This window comes from Microbacterium sp. LjRoot205, assembly GCF_056175745.1.
The window spans coordinates 94,498-111,949 of sequence record NZ_JBGFFH010000004.1 but is presented as its reverse complement, the minus strand read 5'-3'; the positions used below and the strand labels follow the sequence as shown (position 1 = coordinate 111,949).

The following is a 17,452-nucleotide window of genomic DNA, read 5'->3' as shown; positions in this document are numbered from 1 at the left end:
CCGTGCAGCACGTCTGATCAGCGAACGCGGCTGAGCACCGATCGCGCGTGCCTCAGCACGGGTTCGTCGATCATGCGTCCCCTGAAGCGGAAGACGCCTCGTTCGCGCCCGGCGGCTTCGAGCACTCCGCGGGCCCAGTCGACGCTGGCTTCATCCGGTGCGTACGCGCCGCGGATCACCGCCACCTGACTCGGGTGGATGCACGCGGTGGCGACGAACCCCGAAGCGGCCGCATCGACCGCCTCGGATTCGAGACCGGAGACGTCCTCGATGTCGACGTGCACCGCGTCGATGGCTCCCTTGCCCTGGGCTCCGGCCTCGAGGAGCACCCGTGAGCGCGCATAGCGGGCGACGTCGCGATAGCCGCCCTTCGCCGTGCGACTCGACGTGCCGCCGAGGGAGGCGACCAGGTCCTCCGCGCCCCACATCATCGCGACGACCTGAGGGTGGGCGGCGATGCGATCTGCGGCGTGAACGCCCCTCGCCGTTTCGCACAGGGCGACCAGCGAGAAGCTCTCGTCGAAGGCGGAGAGACTCTCCGCGCTCTCCGTCTTCGCGACCATGACGGTGCGGAGATCGGTCTGGGCGAGGGTCGCGAGATCGGCGGTGAAGGCGGCGGAATCCGGCGCGTTGACGCGGACGATCACCCGATCGGGGTCGAGGTCGGCATCGATGAGATTCTGCCGGGCGCCGGCCTTCGCCTCTGGTAGCACGGCATCCTCGAGGTCGATGATGACCGCATCCGCCTTTTCGAGGGCTCCGCGGAATCGCTCGGGTCGGTCGGCAGGACAGAAGAGCAGCGCGGGTCCCAGGCTGAAGGTCATCGTCCCCCCTCCGGCAGGCAGTGGACGAGGACGGTGCGGGTCGCCGTCGCGACGACTGTGGCGTCCTGATTCCGTCCGGTATGGGCGATGGTCACGATTCCCTGACCCGGGCGTGATGTCGAGAGCCTCTTCTCGACGACGACGCTCTCGGTGTACAGCGTGTCGCCGGCGAACAGCGGGTGAGGGAACGCGATCTCCCCGAATCCGAGCTGAGCCACCAGAGTGCCCTGGGTCAACTGCGCCACAGATGCCCCGACCATCGTCGAGAGCGTCCACATCGAGTTGATCAGACGCGCACCGAAGGGGCGCTGCGCATCGGCGAAGGCCGCATCCAGGTGGAGCGCCTGGGTGTTCATGGTGAGCGTCGTGAAGAGGACGTTGTCGGCCTCGGTCGCGGTGCGTCCAGGGCGATGCAGGTAGCGCGCGTCTGTGACGAACTCCTCGAAGAAGAGTCCCCGCTGGACGATGTCGTGCACGGTCATGCCTGCCACGCTACCCGGCGAGTCCCAGCGCCCGCGCGATCACGAGCAGCTGCACCTCCGTGGTGCCTTCACCGATCTCGAGGATCTTCGAGTCGCGGTAGTGACGGGCCACGGGGAACTCGTTCATGAAGCCGTTCCCGCCGAAGATCTGCGTCGCATCCCTCGCGTTGTCCATGGCCGCCTCTCCAGCGACGAGCTTCGCGATCGCGGCCTGCTCGGCGAACGGTCGTCCCGCGTCGCGCAGACGCGCAGCGTGGTGCCAGGCGAGTCGCGCGGTGTGCACTCGGGCGCGCATGCGCGCGAGGGTGAACTGCGCGTTCTGTCGCGTGCTGAGGGCGCTGCCGAAGATCGTGCGACTCTTCGCGTAGTCGACGGCGGCTTCGAGACATCCTTCCGCCGCACCGGTCGAGAGCGCGGCGATCGCGATGCGTCCCTCGTCGAGGATGCTGAGGAAGTTGCGGAAGCCGCTGCCCTGCTCCCCCAGCAGGTTGCCCGCGGGCACGCGTGCGCCGGCGAAGCTGAGCGGATGCGTGTCGGACGCGTTCCATCCGACCTTGTCGTACGGGGCCTCGACGGTGAATCCGGGGGTGCCGTTGGGGACGATGATGGTCGAGATCTGCTTGCGTCCGCCTTCGTTTCCGGTGACGGCCGTCACGGTGACGAAGCGGGTGATCGGCGTCCCTGAGTTCGTGATGAACTGCTTCGAGCCGTCGATGACCCAGTCGTCCCCGTCGAGGCGAGCGGTCGTGCGGGTCGCTCCGGCGTCGCTGCCCGCCTCCGGCTCTGTGAGACCGAAGCCCGCGAGGGCGCGGCCGGCGAGCAGGTCGGGCAGGTACTCCTGCTTCTGCTCTTCCGTGCCGAACCGGAACACGGGCATCGCCCCGAGGCTGACTCCGGCCTCGAGCGTGATGGCGATGGACTGATCGACGCGTCCGAGGGCCTCGATCGCGATGCCCAGGGCCATGTAGTCGCCCCCCTGGCCGCCGTACTCCTCGGGGAACGGCAGACCGAACAGCCCGAGATCACCCATCTGCGCCACGACGTCCATCGAGAGGGTGTGCGTGCGGTCCGCTTCGTAGGACTGCGGTGCGACGACCGTCTCGGCGAAGTCACGCGCCATCGCGGCGAGCTCGCGTTCCTCATCGGTCAGCTCGAACATGCTCAGTTCTCCTCTGTCGTCATGTGCGCGACCTGTTGATCGCGTCGTACCTGATCGCCGACGGCGACCGTCAGGTGCACCGGCCCGTCGTGCGGTGCCAGCACCGGATGCTCCATCTTCATCGCCTCGATCGAGATGAGAGGGGTGCCGGCGGTCACCACGTCGCCGTCTCGGACGTGCACGGCGACGACGCTTCCCGGCATCGGGGCCCGCGCCTCCGGCCCGCTCTCGGTCTCGCGCTGTTCCCGCGCCTGCAGGCGGTGCAGCATGCGGGCCCGGCGATCCAGCGGCCGCAAGTGCACCGTGCGTCCGTCCTCGCTCACCCAGACACCGCCGTCGACGTCCGTCGCGACAGCCGCGCGGGATCTTGGACCGTCGGTCCCAGGGGCACGGATCACCTCGCCCCGGTCGGTGAGGAACCACACTTCGCGTCGGTCGTGCCTGGTGAGAGACTCCCACACCCGGCCCGCTCGTCGAGCCCTCCTGGCTTCGCCGAGGGCGTCATCGACGTGAGACACAGCGCGACTCGCCGCCACCAGCATCGTCGGCGACGGCGGCTCGTCGTCGAGCGGCAGAAGCGTCTCGATGAGTCCGGTGTCGAGGTCCCCGGCCCTCACCCGCTCATCGCGGCAGAGCAACCGGAGGAAGGCGATGTTCGTGTCCACGCCCAGCACGACGGTTCTGCCCAGGGCCTCGTCGAGGCGGCGGAGGGCAGTGCTCCGGTCATCCGCGAAAGCGATGACCTTGGCGATCATCGGGTCGTAGAAGCCGGTCACCTCGCTGCCGGTCTCGACCGCCGCATCGACTCTCACCCCCTGAGGGGGGTCGAATAGCAGAATGCGGCCGGTCGACGGAAGGAACCCGCGCTCGGGCGACTCGGCGTACACGCGCGCCTCGACTGCGTGCCCGCGCACCGTGGGTGCGGAGTCGAGGCGTCCTCCTGCGGCGACAGCGATCTGGAGGGCGACGAGGTCGAGTCCGGTCACCTCCTCCGTGACGGGGTGCTCGACCTGCAGGCGGGTGTTCATCTCGATGAAGAAGACCTGGTCGGGAGCATCTGCATCGATGAGGAACTCCACCGTGCCGGCGCCGACGTACGAGACACTCGCCGCGGCCTGGGTCGCGGCCTCGAGAAGACGGTCCCTTGTCGTGTCGGGGATGCCTGCAGACGGAGCCTCTTCGATGACCTTCTGGTGGCGGCGCTGGAGCGTGCACTCGCGCTCGCCGAGGGCGAGCACCGTGCCGTGCGTGTCACCGAAGACCTGCACCTCGATATGTCGTGGCCGCCGGATGAGCCTCTCCAGGATCAGCGAGTCGTCACCGAATGCCGATAGCGCAACGCGGCGCGCAGAGGCCAGGGCGGCGCTCAGTCCGGCCGGCGTCTCGACGACCTCCATCCCCTTGCCGCCACCCCCCGCGCTCGGCTTCACGAGCAGGGGGTAGCCGACAGCGTCCGCCTCCTCGGCGATCTCCGCGTCCGACAGTCCTCTCGCGTCGAACCCGGGCACCACGGGGACTCCTGATCGGACGACGTGATCGCGGGCCTTGGCCTTGTCGCCCATGATCTGGAGCGCGTCGATCGGCGGCCCGATGAAGACGACACCGCTCTCGGCACATGCTTCCGCCAGCCCGACGCTCTCGGAGAGGAAGCCGTACCCGGGGTGGATGGCCTGCGCCCCGGTCGCACGCGCGGCCGCGATGACGGCGTCGATGTCGAGGTAGGACTCGGCGACCGGCGCCGGACCGATCCGCACGGCGTCGTCGGCCTCGCGCACATGGGGTGCATCGGCATCCGCATCGCTGTAGACGGCGACGCTGCGGATGCCCATGGTCTGCAGCGTGCGGATGATGCGGCGTGCGATCTCGCCCCTGTTGGCGACGAGCACCGTGTCGAATTCGCGGGTGGCAGAGGTCGTCATTGCGGTCACATCCTGAAGAGGCCGAAGTGCGGCTCGGGAAGGGGGGTTCGGGCGACCACGTCGAGGGCGAGCCCCAGCAGGTCGCGAGTCTGGGCCGGATCGATGATGCCGTCGTCCCACAGGCGAGCAGTGGCGTAATACGGCTCGCCCTGGGTCTCGTACTGCTCACGGATGGGCTGCTCGAAGGCCGCGCGCTCCTCGGAGCTCCAGGCCTGGCCGCGTGCTGCGAGCTGGTCGTCCTTGACCGTCCCGAGCACGGACGCCGCCTGGGCGCCGCCCATCACCGAGATGCGGCTGGCCGGCCACGTCCACAGGAATCTCGGCGAATAGGCCCGTCCGCACATCGAGTAGTTGCCTGCTCCGAAGGATCCGCCGATGATCACGGTGAGCTTCGGCACGCGCGTGCTGGCGACGGCGGTGACCATCTTGGCTCCGTCCTTCGCGATGCCCCCCGCCTCTGCGTCCGACCCGACCATGAACCCCGAGATGTTCTGCAGGAAGACCAAGGGGATGCCGCGCTGGTCGCAGAGCTCGATGAAGTGCGCGCCCTTCAGCGCGGACTCGCTGAACAGCACGCCGTTGTTCGCCACGATCCCGACCGGATGCCCGTGCAGTCGCGCGAACCCGGTGACGAGGGTCGTGCCGTACTCCGCCTTGAACTCCCGGAATGTGTCGCCGTCGACCAACCTCGCGACGACCTCGTGCACGTCGTATGCGGCGTTGACGTCGACGGGGACGACGTCGTAGAGCGATCCGGACTCCGCGGGCTCACGAGTGTCGTGCACCTCCCACACCGGGTGGAGGGGCGCCGGCAGAGTGGCCACGATGTCACGCAGGATCTCCAATGCGTGCTCGTCATCTTCGGCCAGGTGGTCGACCACACCGCTGCGACGGGCGTGCAGTTCACCGCCGCCGAGCTCTTCCGCGGAGACGACCTCGCCGATCGCCGCCTTGACGAGCGGCGGGCCACCGAGGAAGATCGTGCCCTGGTCCCGGACGATCACGGTCTCATCGCTCATCGCCGGGACGTAGGCGCCGCCTGCCGTGCAGGATCCCAGCACCGCCGCGAGCTGCGGGATGCCCTCCGCCGACATCCGCGCCTGGTTGAAGAAGATGCGACCGAAGTGCTCACGATCGGGGAACACCTCGTCCTGCTTGGGAAGGAATGCTCCGCCCGAATCGACGAGATACAGGCAGGGCAGTCTGTTCTCGAGCGCGATCTCCTGCGCGCGCAGGTGCTTCTTGACCGTGAGCGGGTAGTAGGTTCCCCCTTTCACGGTGGCGTCGTTGCAGACGACCATCACGTGGCGTCCGTGCACGAGGCCGATCCCGGCGATCACTCCGGCGGCCGGCGCGTCTCCCCCGTACAGCCCGTCTGCGGCCAGAGGGGCGATCTCGACGAAGGGACTGCCCTCGTCGAGGAGCCTGGTCACCCGGTCTCGCGGAAGCAGCTTGCCCCGAGCGATGTGCCTCTCACGAGACGCTTCGGGACCGCCCCTGGAGGCGACCGCCAGTCGTTCGTGCAGCTCGGCGGCGAGGGCCTGCTGGGTTGCGGGCATCGTGACGTCCTCCTCGACCACACGGCGCCGGCGTCATCGCTCTGGCGCACTGGATGCTTTCTCGGTTAGTGTTCACTAACCGATCGCATCAGGTTAGCGAGGATTAACTGAGATGACAAGCCCCCCGACTGCGCGAGATCGCGCGAAGGCAGAGAGGTCGGACGCGATCCTCCGAGAGGCGGCCCGGCTCTTCGCCGAGAGCGGGTACAACGGGGTGAGCCTCGAGGACATCGGCGCCGCCGTGGGCGTATCCGGCCCTGCGGTCTACCGTCACTTCGCCGGAAAGCAGGCACTGCTCGGCGCCGTGCTGATCAAGGTGAGCGACGATCTCGTCTCCGGAGGAACCCGCGTCGCGGCCGACGGGTCCACGCCCGAAGAGCGCATCCACGCACTCGTCGCCTTCCACGTCGAATTCGCCCTCGGCAACGCCGACGTGATCCGCGTGCACGATCGAGATGTCGTGCACCTTTCGGCGCAGGATCACTCCGCAGTCCGACGCCTGCAACGCGCCTACATCGAGCTCTGGATCGACACTCTGCACCCTCTCGTCGAGGCCGATGCCGACGAGCTCCGCCTGCGGGTGCAGGCGTGCTTCGGGTTGATCAACTCGACTCCGCACAGCACGCGGGCAGCAGCCAGACACCACTCCGCCACCGCGGCCGTGCTCGCCGCGATGGCGGAATCGGCGCTCCGAGCGACTATCTGAGAAGCATCGCCCGGCCGGGTTCCTCCAGCACGTCGGCGACATCCTTGAGGAACCTCGCGCCCTCCGCTCCGTCGACGATCCGGTGATCGAAGGAGAGGCTGAGCGTCATCACGTGGCGAAGGGCGATCTCGCCGCGGTGCTCCCACGGAAGACGCCGGACCGCGCCGACCGCGAGGATCCCCGATTGCCCGGGCGGGAGGATCGGGGTGCCTGCATCGACGCCGAACACCCCGATGTTCGAGATCGAGAAAGTGCCGCCGGACAGCTCCACCGGAGACGTCCTGCCCTCACGCGCCGTGGCGGCGAGAGACCTCACGGCATCCGCGAGCTCGATGAGGCTCATGGTCTCGGCGTCACGGATGTGCGGCACGATGAGTCCGCGGTCGGTCGCGGCCGCGATTCCGAGATCGACGTACCCGAACTGCACGATCTCTCCCGCGGATTCGTCCCACCGCGCGTTCAAGCCGGGGGCGCGGGTCAGCGCGAGACACACCGCCTTCGCCACGACGGCGAGTGGGCCGATCCGGTGCTCGGACAGCGACCGGTCGCCGCGCAGCGACTCGAGAAGGTCCATGGTCGCTGTCACATCGACGGTGTGGAAGACCGTGACGTGCGGAGCGGTGAAGGCGCTCTCGACCATCGCTGCGGCGGTGTGCTTGCGGACTCCGCGAATGGGGATGCGCGTCTCGCGCGAATGCTCCCGGAGCCCGGTCGCGTCGTCCGGAACAGCAGTGCGTCGTGGCGTGGGGTCCGCCTGCTCGACAGTCACCCCGGTGCGGGAGACGTAGTCGTCGATGTCGGCGCGTGTGATCACGCGATCTCCGACCGACGCGGCGACCAGGGCGAGGTCGACGCCGAGACGCTTCGCATACGCGCGCACGGGAGGGGTGGACCGAGGCCGTTCGGTGACGACCTCGACGCTCACAGTCGGCGAGGCGTCATGCGGTGCCGCCTCGAGCACAGCCGTGTCGGTCGTCGCTCTGGCTCCGGCCGCGCGCCTGGCGCGCCGAGCGGGCCGCCCGGATGCCGTAGGGGCGGCTCCGTAGCCCACCAGGTTGGGCTGCGCCTTCTCCTGCCCATCGACTCCGCTCGAGTCCGCGGTGGACGGGCCATCGGCTCCCTCCACGTCGAACTCGATCAGCGGAGCACCGACCGCTATCGTCTGTCCCGCCTCGGCATGCAGGGCGGCGACGACGCCTTCGTAGGGAGATGGCAGCTCGACGATCGCCTTGGCCGTCTCGACCTCCGCCAGAGTCTGGTTGAGCGTCACTGTGTCGCCGGGTGCGACGAGCCACTGGACGACCTCCGCCTCTGTCAGCCCCTCGCCGAGATCCGGCAGTCGGAACTCCGCGTTCATGCGTCTGCTCCCGTCAGGCTGTTCGGACGGTCGAGCACGCGATCGACGGCATCCAGCAGCCGGTCGAGGTCCGGCAGGTGGTACTTCTCGAGCTTCGCCGGCGGATAGGGGACATCGTGTCCGGTCACACGCAGTGGAGCAGACTCGAGGTATTCGAAGCATCGCTCCGTGACGCTCGCGATCACCTCGGCGGCCATGCCTGCCTCGCGTGAGGCCTCGTGCGCCACGACGACCCGCCCGGTCTTGCGGACCGACGTCGCGACCGTGTCGTAGTCGACGGGCGACAGCGAACGCAGATCGATGACCTCCAGCGAGATGCCCTCGTCCTCCGCAGCCTCGGCCGCCTGCAACGCGGTCGTGACCATCGCCCCATAGGTGATGAGGGTCGCATCGTCACCTGCTCGGACGACACGTGCGAGTCCCATCGGCGCGGCATCCGCCAGCGGTGCGTCGAGGTCGACCTCGCCCTTGTGGTGGTAGAGCCGCTTGGGCTCGAAGAAGATCACCGGGTCGTCCGACGCGATGGCCTGACGCAGGCTCCGGTACGCGTCCTCGGGATTCGACACGGCGATCACGCGCAGTCCTGCCGTGTGCACGAAGTACGCCTCGGGCGATTCCGAGTGGTGCTCGGCCGCGCCGATCCCGCCGGCCCAGGGGATGCGTATCGTGATCGGCATCCGTACCCGACCCTGCGTGCGGTAGTGCAGCTTGGCCACCTGGGCGACGATCTGATCGAACGCGGGGTACACGAAGCCGTCGAATTGGATCTCCACGACCGGCCGATAGCCACGGAACGCCAATCCGACAGCCATTCCGACGATGCCGGACTCTGCGAGAGGCGTGTCGATCACGCGCTTCGCACCGAACTCGTCGAGGAGTCCGTCCGTGATGCGGAAGACGCCGCCGAGTCTGCCGATGTCCTCGCCCAGCAGCACGACCTTCTCGTCGTCTCGCATCGCCTGGCGCAGACCCGCGCCGAGCGCCTTCCCGAGAGTGATCTGAGTCATGTTCACACCTCCCCGTCGAAGGATGCCAGGTACGCGGCGTACTCATCGCGCTGACGATCGAGCCCGGCGTGCGGCTCGGCGTAGACGCCGTCGAAGACGGCGAGCGGAGGGCGGGTCACCATGCTCAGGCACTCGGCGCGCATCTCCCGTGCCGCGACGTCGGCGGCCTTCTGAGTGTCGGCGATCTGCTCGTCGCTCAGCTCGCCCAGCGACCGCAGATGCGCTTCCAGGCGAGCGATGGGGTCGCGACGACGCCATGCCTCGAGCTCGTCATCCCTGCGGTAGCGAGTCGGATCGTCGGCTGTCGTGTGCGGGCCCATCCGGTATGTGACGGCTTCGATGTAGGCGGGGCCCTTTCCTGATCGGGCGTGCGCGAGGGCCCAGCGCATCGCAGCCACGCATGCGAGGACATCATTGCCGTCGACCCGGAGGCTCGGGATGCCGAAGCCGGGCGCCCGCCCGGCGATCGGATACTTCGACTGCACCGACACGGGCTCCGAGATCGCCCAGTGGTTGTTCTGGCAGACGAAGACGACCGGAGCCTGATAGGAGGAGGCGAAGATCATCGCCTCGTTGACGTCGCCCTGACTCGTGGCACCGTCGCCGAAGTAGGTGACGGCGACTTCGTCCGCGCCTTCATGACGGATGCCGAGCGCATAGCCGACGGCATGGAGCGTCTGCGCTCCGATGATGATCTGCAGCGGAGCGACCCGGAGTGCTGCAGGGTCGTGACCCGCGCCCTCCTCGCCGCGCCACATGCGGACGAAGTCGCCGGGCTCAGCGCCACGCGCGTAGATGACCCCCGTCTCCCGATAGCTCGGGAAGACGTAGTCCTGAGGCGCGAGCGCCCTCGCGGTGCCGATCTGGGTCGCCTCCTGTCCCTGGCACGGAGCCCAGAGCCCGAGCTGCCCCTGACGCTGGAGCGCGACGCCCTCGGCGTCGATACGACGGAGGATGACCATGTCGCGATGCAGCGCCCGCAGCTGTGCGGCGTCGACGTCATCGACATAGGAGTCGAGCAGCGGGTTCGAGATCCGCTCGCCCTCCGGTGAGAGGATGCGCTCGGCGAGTTCGAGATCCTGCGCCGTATCGACGATCGGGGTGATCTGCGGTGACATCATCGTCCTCCTCATTCGTGGCCGTCGTCACGGGTTCTACGCTCGGCCCCGGCCTCATCGCCGGTTGAGTCGAGAGTACGTCCGCTCATCACCTCGCTCAAGCAACCGCGATCGGCTTGAGCATGTTGCCAAATCCGGGCATCCCCCACCCTGCTATCGTTTGGCACTATGGCCGGACTTGACCGCATTGATCTCGAACTGCTCGCCGCGCTCTCCGATGATCCCCGCGTCACGATCGTCGCGCTCGCGGAGAACCTCGGGCTGTCCCGCAACACCATTCAGGCGCGGATGGCGAGACTCGAGCAGACCGGGATATTCCAGTCGTACGAGCGATCGTTCTCGACAGACGTGCTCGGATTCCCGCTTCAGGCGTTCGTGAGCATCGGGGTGCGTCAGACCGAGCTGCCACGCATCATCAACGAGCTGGCCCGCATCCCCGAAGTCGTGCAGGCGCATGGACTCAGCGGGTCCATCGACCTGCTCGCGCGCGTCGCGTGCAGGGACGCCAGACACCTCTTCGACACCGACGCGCGCATCCTGTCGATCGAAGGCGTGGAGCGCACCGAGACCTCTCTCGCGATGGGCGAGGTGATCCCGTTCCGTGTCGCCGGCCTCATCGGCCTCGCGCGACGGGAATCCTGAGGAATCGGCGAACGGCACCTGCGGCTTCGGCGGGCGTCTCGTAATGGATCAGGTGTCCGACCTCGGCGATCTCGACCAGAGTGGCGTCGTCGAAGCGCTCCGCAAGCTGTCGCTCGACCTCGATGGGGGTGATGTCGTCTCGCTGGGCGGCGATGAGAAGCGTGGGCGTCGAGATCGAGGAGGCGAACTCGCTCACGTCATGCGACACGCTCGTCACGAACGCATCCCGGAGGACGTCGCGGTCGGCGAACCGCGAGAAGTAGGTGTCGTGCTGGTCGTGGATGAACCGCCGCAGCTGCGGGTCCGACGTCTTGGCCATCGTGATGCTCATGATCCTGACGATCAGACGGTTGCGCAGGAGCGCCGTTCCCGCTCGTTCGGGCAGGCGCGCTCCGAGTGAGTAGTACAGGACCGCGAGACGCGTCATGATGCCCTTGGGGCCCTCGAGTGCGGGCGCTCCGATGGGGTTGATCAAGATCAGCCGCGGGGTCTCGAGACCCGCCGCGACCGCCGCAGAGGCGACGATCGATCCGAAGGAGTGCCCGAGTGTCACCGCGCCGGGAGCCACCGTCGCCGCGAACTCCTTCAGCCACGCGACGTATTCGTCGAGATCGTAGGAACGGCCGGCGACTGGCGCCGTCTCGCCGAATCCCGGGAGATCGGGAGAGATCACGCGAACCTCCGGAAGGAACGCGAGGATCGGCTCGAGGCCGTGGTGCTCCCCTCGGAATCCGTGCACCGCGACGATCGTCACGTCAGCGTCGGCGGGTCCGTACTCCCAGAACACGGTGGTCCCACCTCGAACATCGACCTCGTGGCGCACGACCGGCAGTCGGCTCAGGCGGTCTGCATAGGGAGAGGGGGCGGTCATGGACCAAGTCTAGAGTCGGCGGATGCATGCTCTCCGTGTGCCTCCGCCCGGATGTCGGAGCCCGGATCTACGGTGAAAGCATGCCCCCGGCCCCCTCGCTCCCGCACTGGATCACTCGTGTAGGCGTGTTCGACCTCGAGACCACGGGGATCGACGTGGAGAAAGACCGAGTCGTCACCGCGCATGTGGGGCTGCTCGACGCAGACGGACGTGAGATCGCCGCGAGGGACTGGCTGTCTGATCCTGGAGTGCCGATACCCGAGGGTGCCACGGCCGTGCATGGAGTCACCACCGAGCATGCCCGCCGGCACGGGCGTCCGGGCGCTGAGGTGGTCGGAGAAGTGACCGCTGCCCTGCGGTCCCTGCTCTCACAGGGGGTTCCGATCGTCGCGTACAACGCGGCATACGACTTCTCCCTCCTGGCTCACGAGGCGCATCGCCACGGAATCGCACCGCTGGAGGATCCCTCCCCGATCATCGACCCTCTCGTGATCGACAAGGCCTACGACCGGTATCGCCCTGGCAAGCGCACTCTCGAGGTCGTCGCCGCCCTCTACGCGGTACGACTCGAGGATGCCCACGAGGCGGCCGCGGATGCGGTGGCCGCAGGCCGGGTCGCGCAGGCCCTGGCGCGCCAGTTCGTGCTTCCCGAGACGCTCGAAGAGCTGCATACGCGCCAGATCGGGTGGGCGCGTTCTCAGGCGGCGAGCCTGACGGAGTACTTCATCCGGATCGGCCGTCTCGAGCCGGAGGAACGCCTCGACGGCACCTGGCCTGTCCGCGCACACCGCACCCGAGGGGAGGAGCCTCGCGATGCGGTTCCGAACCAGTGACGTCTCACGCGTCGAGAGCACCTGGAAGCAGTTCGTCCCGTCTGCGGTCCTGCACGACGTCGACCCGGAGCGCTTCCGCTTCGACTGGCACTCTGCGGATCTCGGCGGCGTGAGCCTTGTTCGCTACGACCTGGCAGCGGAGGTGCGTTCGACCGCGGAACCACTCGACCAGGTTCTGGTGTGCCGGGTGGACGGTCCGGATGCGCGGGTGTACTCCGATCGGGGCGATCTCGATGCGAGCCGCCCGTGGATCTCGGACGGACCCCGAGTGCATGCACGATGGGACGCGGGGGCACGTGTGGCGGCGCTCGTGTTCGACCGCGACACCCTGTCGCGCCTCGCTCGGCGGATAAGCGGTGACGACGACCTCTCCATACGTATCGAGGACCTCTCCCCTCGCTCCGCTTACGCGGCCGCGGCATGGGATCGCATGTTCGCGTATCTCGAGCAGAGCGCCGCACCGCTCGATGACACCACGGACGATCTCGAACTCCTGCGCAGCGAGTTGGCGCGCCATGCGGCGGCCACGACGCTCGCCGCGTTCGCGACGACGAGCCGCCTCGAACGCCATCGCCCGGCGCAGACCACAGCCGCTCCGGCGACCGTGCGCCGTGCTCTCGATTTCATCGCCGAGAACTCGCACCGGCCGATCACCGTCGATGATGTCGCCGCGGCCGTGCACATCTCGACGCGGGGACTGCAATACGCCTTCCGACGAGCGCTCGACACGACGCCGGCCGAGTCGCTGCGACGGGCGCGGCTGGACGGCGCCCATCGCGACCTGCAGTCCGGGGCGCCCTCGACCGTCGCGGCGGTGGCCCGCCGATGGGGTTTCTCACATCCTTCGCGATTCGCCGCCGCGTATCGCGACAGCTTCGGCGTGCTTCCCTCTGTGACGGCCGCGACGCATCGCCGATGACATTATGCGAACAGATTGTTCGCTCCCCTCGCGCGCCGAGGGTGGCCGGTGCGATGGTTCGCCCCCTGGCGCATATATTCCGAGATATGGGTTCTCTCTACTACGGCGCCTCCGAGCCGATCCATATCGACGATCGTGCACTCGCGCACCTCAAGGTCGTCGTTGCGACGAAGCTGCGTCGCAACGAGAGCTTCACACTCACCTGGAAGCACCCGGACGGAGACCCTGAAGGCCGCTCGACGGTCTGGCTGCATCCGTCGATCCCCCTGAGGTTCGTCTTCGACGAGAGCGAGGCGCCCGAGCTCAGCCGTCGATGGATCGAGGATCTCGCCCATTCGGCCAACTCGAGCGGCGGCATCACGCTCGTGGAGGAGCTGATCGAGCCTTCGTCCGACCTGCAGGCTGCAGACGCTCGCTGATCCGGGCGCGGAGGGTCGGGCGGGCTCCGCAGTGTCAAGTCCCTCGTTCTCTCCGCCGATCGATGACATGATCGCGCCGATGACGGAACGCAGCGAAGGGCATGTGGTCGACAGTGCCGCCACGGTCCGGTCACGGATAGGGCCCGCCGACTCCCCCACCATCTCGGTGGTCGTGCCTGTCAAGGACGACGCGGCTCTGCTGGCACGGTGTCTGCGTGCCTTGCACGCCCAGGAGTCGCCGGCGGACGAGATCATCGTTGTCGACAATGACTCGTCCGATTCGTCGGCCTCGGTCGCTCGAGCCTCGGGCGCGCGCGTGCTCACCTGCATCGAGCCGGGCATCCCCGCTGCGGCGTCCACCGGATACGATGCCGCACGCGGTGATCTGATCCTCAGACTCGACGCGGACTGCGAACCGGATGCCGACTGGATCTCCGCGGTCGTCTCGGCCTTCGGGCAGGACGAGCGCATCGGAGCCGTCACCGGAGGTGCGCGCTTCACCGACGGGCCTGTGGCGCTCCGCGTCCCGCTCGCTCGGCTCTATCTCGGCGCGTACACGAGCCTCTTGAGCGTGACTCTCGGTCATAGACCGCTGTTCGGCTCGAATCTCGCGTTCCGCAAGGAAGCATGGCATGCGGTGCGTGCGGACGTGCATCGCGGCGATGCACACATCCACGATGACCTCGACCTCGCCTTCCACCTCGGCGAGAACCACCGCATCGCTCGGCTCCCCGGCGAGTCGATGGGGATGTCGATGAGACCGTTCACCGCAGGGCAGTTCGGCCGGCGCGTGCAGCGAGGCTTCCGCAGCGTGCTCGTGCACTGGCCGCGCGACTTCCCCCCTGTGCGGTGGGCACGCCTGGTTGTCCGCCGTCGCCTACGCGGCCCCGCTGCACGGCGAACACGATGACCGTGCCCGCGCTGATCGGCCCTGTGGTCGCACCGGAGCTGCACGCGATGTCGTTCAACATCCGCCGGGCCATGGAGGGCTTCGCGCGTCCGAAGCAGGACCGCTGGAGTGTGCGCGCCCCGGCAGTCGCTGAGATGCTGCGCTCGGAGCGTCCGACGATCCTCGGGCTGCAAGAGGTGCTTCCCGGCGCGATGAGGGTCGTCACCCGCGCGCTCGGCCCCACTCACAGGTTCATCGGCAGAGGACGAGGCCGCGAAGGCACGGGCGAGGGCACCCCGCTCGTCTACGACGCCGAACGCCTGGAACTGCGCGGATGGGAGCAGCAGGCCCTTTCAGCGCGCCCAGACGAACGGGGCAGTCGATCCTGGGGCAACCTCATCCCCCGCATTCTCGTGACGGCGGAGTTCGCCGACACGTCGACGGGCATCCGGTTCCTCGTCGTCAACACCCATCTCGACCACCTGTCCTCTCGTTCGCGGCGACGATCGGCCGAGGCCATCTCCGCGCTGGTCCGGAAGCGTGCTCTTCCGACGATCGTGATGGGTGATCTCAATGCCGGTCCCCGCTCCCGCGCCGTACGCACGCTCCTGTCGCGGGCGGAGCTCACCGACTCCTGGAGCGCTGCCGAGGACCGGCTGACACCGCTGTGGAGCACGCTCAACGGATATCGACGACCGCGGCTCACGGGGCGGCGCGTCGACTGGATGCTCGTCAGCCGAGACGTCCGGGTGCGTGCTGCCGGCATCAACGCAGGTGTCTTCGATGGGATCAGACCCTCGGATCACCTGGCAGTGCAGGCGCTGCTGCGTCTGCACGGCAAGACACAGTGAAAGAGGACACAGTGAAAGAAGACTTCCTCCGTCCGCCTCGGTCCCTCGCGGAGTGGTCCGCAGACTCTCTGCGAGTTCTGGGGATCGTCGGCGTCGGCGTGGCGCTGATCTGGCTCGCGCCGACGGACGCCGGCATCGCCGCACTCGCTCTTCCGGCCCTGATGCTGCCTCGAGTGCTGGGACTGCGCGGGGGGTTCGATCTGGCGGTCTGCGCGACCGTGCTCGTGGCCGCGTGGAGCAACATATTCGACCTGTACCGGACGATCCCGGGCTGGGATCTGGTCGTGCACCTGATCTGCACGGGTATTCTGACGATCGTCGCGGCGCTGATCCTCACCCGGGCGGAGGTCGTCACGATGACTCGCGACCACGGCGCGCGGCCGCGAACTCCGCTCGTCCTGGCACCGCTCCTGGCCCTCGCACTCAGCGCCATGTGGGAGATGGTCGAGTGGCTGGGCTGGGCCTACCTCAGCGACGAGATCTTCGTCACGTATCAGGACACGATCGGCGACATGGTCTTCGGCGGACTCGGCGGTATCGCCGCCGGCGTCATCCTCGCGACGTCATCTCTGAGACGACCGCGCTCGACAGATGGCGTGGGCGGCTCAGCGAACAGGAGTAGGGCGGGCGGGACTTGAACCCGCGATCGTTGGGTTATGAGCCCACTGCCTTAACCAGCTTGGCCACCGCCCCGTGAGCACCAGCCTATCGGGCCGAACCGGTCAGATCGGTGTGGCGGCGGCGTGCGTCTCGAGGTGCACCAGATAGATCTCGGCGTTGGCGATCAGGTCGGCACGCTCGTCGTCGCTGAGGGATCGACGCACCTTCGCCGGCACCCCCGCCACCAGTGAGCCGTCCGGCACCTCGGTTCCTCCGAGCACGACTGCTCCGCCGGCGATGAGGCAACCCGCACCGATGACCGCGCCGCTGAGCACGACAGCCCCCATGCCGATGAGCGAGCCGTCTCCGATCGTGCATCCGTGCACCACGGCGTTGTGACCGATGGACACCTTGTCACCGACGGTGACGGGATGAGCCGCATCGACGTGGACCGAGACGTTGTCCTGCACATTGCTGCCTCGACCGATCACGATGGATGCCGAGTCGCCTCGGAGCACGGCGTTGTACCAGACGCTCGCGCCTTCGGCCAGCGAGACGTCGCCGACGATGCGCGCTCCCTCGGCGACGAACGCGTCTTCGGGTACCGACGGGGTCTTCCCCGGGAGCGCGAGGACAGAGGCTCCGGCTGCGATGCTCATGAGATGAGACTATCCTCCCAAGGCCGGATTTCCGCATGATTCCGGGGCACTAAGCCGAGCCTTCGCTTGCTTGCGGAATGTTTTCAGACGAGTAGCGTTGTCATCATCAGGCACGAAGAGACAACTCCGGAGGAGTCAAGATGAGCAAGGTACAGACCGTTTCCACCACCGCCAGCGACCCGACAGTGGCAGCTGCAGCGGCTCAGTTCCTCTCCCCCGTCGTGCTCGGACTCCAGGCACTGACGATCGATGGCAAGCAGGCGCACTGGCACGTGCGCGGCGCCAACTTCGTCGGCGTCCACGAGCTTCTCGACACGATCGTCGCGCACGCGGGAGACTTCGCCGACACCGCCGCCGAGCGGATCGTCGCCCTCGGCCTGCCGATCGACGCGCGTATCAGCGCCGTGGCCGCCAAGGGCAGCGCTACGTCGGTCCCCGCCGGCTTCACCCAGTCCGACGAGCTCGTGCGCGCTGTCATCTCCGACATCGACGCGATCCTCATCGACGTGAAGGCTGCGATCGACGGACTCGACGAGGTCGACCTCACGAGCCAGGACGTCGCGATCGAGATCATGCGCGGACTCGAGAAGGACCGCTGGTTCCTCGTGTCGCACATCGCTGCATAAGCATCCGTCTGA

The 17,452-nt window shown here is 67.9% G+C and carries 19 protein-coding genes and 1 tRNA gene; 9 read left to right on the top strand and 11 right to left on the bottom strand.

The features are described from left to right. Nucleotides 1–17: 17 nt before the first annotated feature. From AC04ME_RS10615 to AC04ME_RS10595, 5 genes are read right to left on the bottom strand one after another with little or no spacing between them, the layout of a single operon-like run. Nucleotides 18–824: an HpcH/HpaI aldolase/citrate lyase family protein gene (locus AC04ME_RS10615; protein WP_475434891.1), complete on the bottom strand. Its 807-nt coding sequence runs from the start codon at nt 822–824 to the stop codon at nt 18–20. Further along, nucleotides 821–1,306: a MaoC family dehydratase gene (locus tag AC04ME_RS10610; protein WP_042536786.1), complete on the bottom strand. Its 486-nt coding sequence runs from the start codon at nt 1,304–1,306 to the stop codon at nt 821–823. The genes AC04ME_RS10615 and AC04ME_RS10610 overlap by 4 nt, the downstream gene beginning before the upstream one ends. 10 nt (nt 1,307–1,316) lie before the next feature. Continuing rightward, nucleotides 1,317–2,465, bottom strand: a complete 1,149-nt coding sequence (locus AC04ME_RS10605) for an acyl-CoA dehydrogenase family protein (protein WP_475434889.1) — start codon at nt 2,463–2,465, stop codon at nt 1,317–1,319. A gap of 2 nt (nt 2,466–2,467) precedes the next feature. Further along, nucleotides 2,468–4,384: an acetyl/propionyl/methylcrotonyl-CoA carboxylase subunit alpha gene (locus tag AC04ME_RS10600; RefSeq protein ID WP_475434887.1), complete on the bottom strand. Its 1,917-nt coding sequence runs from the start codon at nt 4,382–4,384 to the stop codon at nt 2,468–2,470. Nucleotides 4,385–4,389: 5 nt separating this feature from the next. Further along, on the bottom strand, nt 4,390–5,943 hold the full coding sequence (locus tag AC04ME_RS10595; protein WP_475434885.1) for a carboxyl transferase domain-containing protein: 1,554 nt from the start codon (nt 5,941–5,943) through the stop codon (nt 4,390–4,392). Nucleotides 5,944–6,055: 112 nt separating this feature from the next. Between AC04ME_RS10595 and AC04ME_RS10590 the strand changes: the two genes are divergently transcribed. Beyond that, entirely contained in the window at nt 6,056–6,649 is a 594-nt protein-coding gene (locus AC04ME_RS10590; RefSeq protein WP_042536694.1) for a TetR/AcrR family transcriptional regulator, read from the top strand. Here AC04ME_RS10590 and AC04ME_RS10585 read toward each other — a convergent pair. The 3 genes from AC04ME_RS10585 to pdhA are packed head-to-tail and all read right to left on the bottom strand — an operon-like array spanning nt 6,642 to nt 10,131. Then, on the bottom strand, nt 6,642–8,006 hold the full coding sequence (locus AC04ME_RS10585) for a dihydrolipoamide acetyltransferase family protein (protein WP_079112774.1): 1,365 nt from the start codon (nt 8,004–8,006) through the stop codon (nt 6,642–6,644). The two genes, AC04ME_RS10590 and AC04ME_RS10585, sit on opposite strands and share 8 nt — an antisense overlap. Further along, a complete protein-coding gene (locus AC04ME_RS10580) occupies nt 8,003–9,013 on the bottom strand; it encodes an alpha-ketoacid dehydrogenase subunit beta (protein WP_079112773.1) in 1,011 nt (336 codons plus the stop codon). The genes AC04ME_RS10585 and AC04ME_RS10580 overlap by 4 nt, the downstream gene beginning before the upstream one ends. A gap of 2 nt (nt 9,014–9,015) precedes the next feature. Continuing rightward, nucleotides 9,016–10,131 (bottom strand): pyruvate dehydrogenase (acetyl-transferring) E1 component subunit alpha, encoded by a 1,116-nt coding sequence (pdhA, locus tag AC04ME_RS10575; protein ID WP_079113974.1) that lies wholly within the window; start codon nt 10,129–10,131, stop codon nt 9,016–9,018. 168 nt (nt 10,132–10,299) lie between these two features. Between pdhA and AC04ME_RS10570 the strand changes: the two genes are divergently transcribed. Further along, complete coding sequence (locus AC04ME_RS10570; RefSeq protein ID WP_079112772.1) at nt 10,300–10,773, top strand: Lrp/AsnC family transcriptional regulator; 474 nt, start codon at nt 10,300–10,302, stop codon at nt 10,771–10,773. On the opposite strand, the gene AC04ME_RS10565 is transcribed toward AC04ME_RS10570, so the two are convergent. Further along, nucleotides 10,745–11,644 (bottom strand): alpha/beta fold hydrolase, encoded by a 900-nt coding sequence (locus AC04ME_RS10565; RefSeq protein ID WP_475434882.1) that lies wholly within the window; start codon nt 11,642–11,644, stop codon nt 10,745–10,747. The genes AC04ME_RS10570 and AC04ME_RS10565 overlap by 29 nt on opposite strands. A gap of 80 nt (nt 11,645–11,724) precedes the next feature. On the opposite strand from AC04ME_RS10565, the gene AC04ME_RS10560 reads away from it, so the two are divergent. From AC04ME_RS10560 to AC04ME_RS10535, 6 genes are all read left to right on the top strand, one after another. Next, a complete protein-coding gene (locus tag AC04ME_RS10560) occupies nt 11,725–12,477 on the top strand; it encodes an exonuclease domain-containing protein (RefSeq protein ID WP_079113973.1) in 753 nt (250 codons plus the stop codon). Further along, the gene (locus AC04ME_RS10555) at nt 12,458–13,396 is read left to right on the top strand and encodes an AraC family transcriptional regulator (protein ID WP_079112770.1); all 939 of its coding nucleotides are present in this window, start codon (nt 12,458–12,460) and stop codon (nt 13,394–13,396) included. Before AC04ME_RS10560 ends, AC04ME_RS10555 begins: the two co-directional genes overlap by 20 nt. Nucleotides 13,397–13,482: 86 nt before the next feature. Then, on the top strand, nt 13,483–13,815 hold the full coding sequence (locus tag AC04ME_RS10550; protein ID WP_042536702.1) for a DUF7882 family protein: 333 nt from the start codon (nt 13,483–13,485) through the stop codon (nt 13,813–13,815). A gap of 79 nt (nt 13,816–13,894) precedes the next feature. After that, the gene (locus tag AC04ME_RS10545) at nt 13,895–14,725 is read left to right on the top strand and encodes a glycosyltransferase family 2 protein (protein WP_475434879.1); all 831 of its coding nucleotides are present in this window, start codon (nt 13,895–13,897) and stop codon (nt 14,723–14,725) included. Then, nucleotides 14,722–15,555: an endonuclease/exonuclease/phosphatase family protein gene (locus AC04ME_RS10540; RefSeq protein ID WP_079112769.1), complete on the top strand. Its 834-nt coding sequence runs from the start codon at nt 14,722–14,724 to the stop codon at nt 15,553–15,555. The genes AC04ME_RS10545 and AC04ME_RS10540 overlap by 4 nt, the downstream gene beginning before the upstream one ends. An 11-nt stretch (nt 15,556–15,566) precedes the next feature. Then, nucleotides 15,567–16,193: a DUF2238 domain-containing protein gene (locus AC04ME_RS10535; RefSeq protein ID WP_475434876.1), complete on the top strand. Its 627-nt coding sequence runs from the start codon at nt 15,567–15,569 to the stop codon at nt 16,191–16,193. On the opposite strand, the gene AC04ME_RS10530 is transcribed toward AC04ME_RS10535, so the two are convergent. Together AC04ME_RS10530 and AC04ME_RS10525 are read right to left on the bottom strand one after the other, a co-directional pair. Then, nucleotides 16,175–16,248 (bottom strand) — tRNA-Ile (locus AC04ME_RS10530). The genes AC04ME_RS10535 and AC04ME_RS10530 overlap by 19 nt on opposite strands. 29 nt (nt 16,249–16,277) lie before the next feature. Further along, a complete protein-coding gene (locus tag AC04ME_RS10525; RefSeq protein WP_475434875.1) occupies nt 16,278–16,814 on the bottom strand; it encodes a gamma carbonic anhydrase family protein in 537 nt (178 codons plus the stop codon). Between the two features lie 140 nt (nt 16,815–16,954). On the opposite strand from AC04ME_RS10525, the gene AC04ME_RS10520 reads away from it, so the two are divergent. After that, complete coding sequence (locus AC04ME_RS10520) at nt 16,955–17,440, top strand: Dps family protein (RefSeq protein ID WP_042536706.1); 486 nt, start codon at nt 16,955–16,957, stop codon at nt 17,438–17,440. The last annotated feature ends 12 nt before the right edge of the window (nt 17,441–17,452 follow it).